Annotated in this window: 1 protein-coding gene; it reads right to left on the minus strand. The window is 71.6% G+C overall.

Going from position 1 to position 289, the window contains the following annotated elements; translation table 11 throughout:
* A partial coding sequence (locus FJV46_RS15115) for a glycoside hydrolase family 3 protein (RefSeq protein ID WP_204840892.1) occupies positions 1–214 on the minus strand: 214 nt, incomplete at its 3' end.
* Positions 215–289: the final 75 nt, after the last annotated feature.

Below are 289 nucleotides of genomic sequence, written 5' to 3' on the forward strand. Positions count from 1 at the left end.
GCCGCGCGACCGGCCCGCCTTCCTGATCGACCAGGATCGCCACGTCGTCGCGCCCCTCCAACTCGCGCAGCGAATCGGTCAGCGCGCGCAGCTGCGCGCGGGTCTCCACATTACGTTTGAACAGGATGTAGCCGGCCGGGCGCGCCGCGCGGAAGAACGCGCGCTCGGCATCGGTGAGCGACGGGCCGGACAGGCCGAAGATGACGGGCTTCATGCCGCGCCTTTACGGCGGATGCGCGCGCAACGCGAATGCCGCGCCGGCGCCGGGGCATAACCGCGCGGAACCAGT

This window comes from Arthrobacter agilis (assembly GCF_006494655.1).
In the GTDB taxonomy this organism is placed as follows: domain Bacteria; phylum Actinomycetota; class Actinomycetes; order Actinomycetales; family Micrococcaceae; genus Arthrobacter_D; species Arthrobacter_D agilis.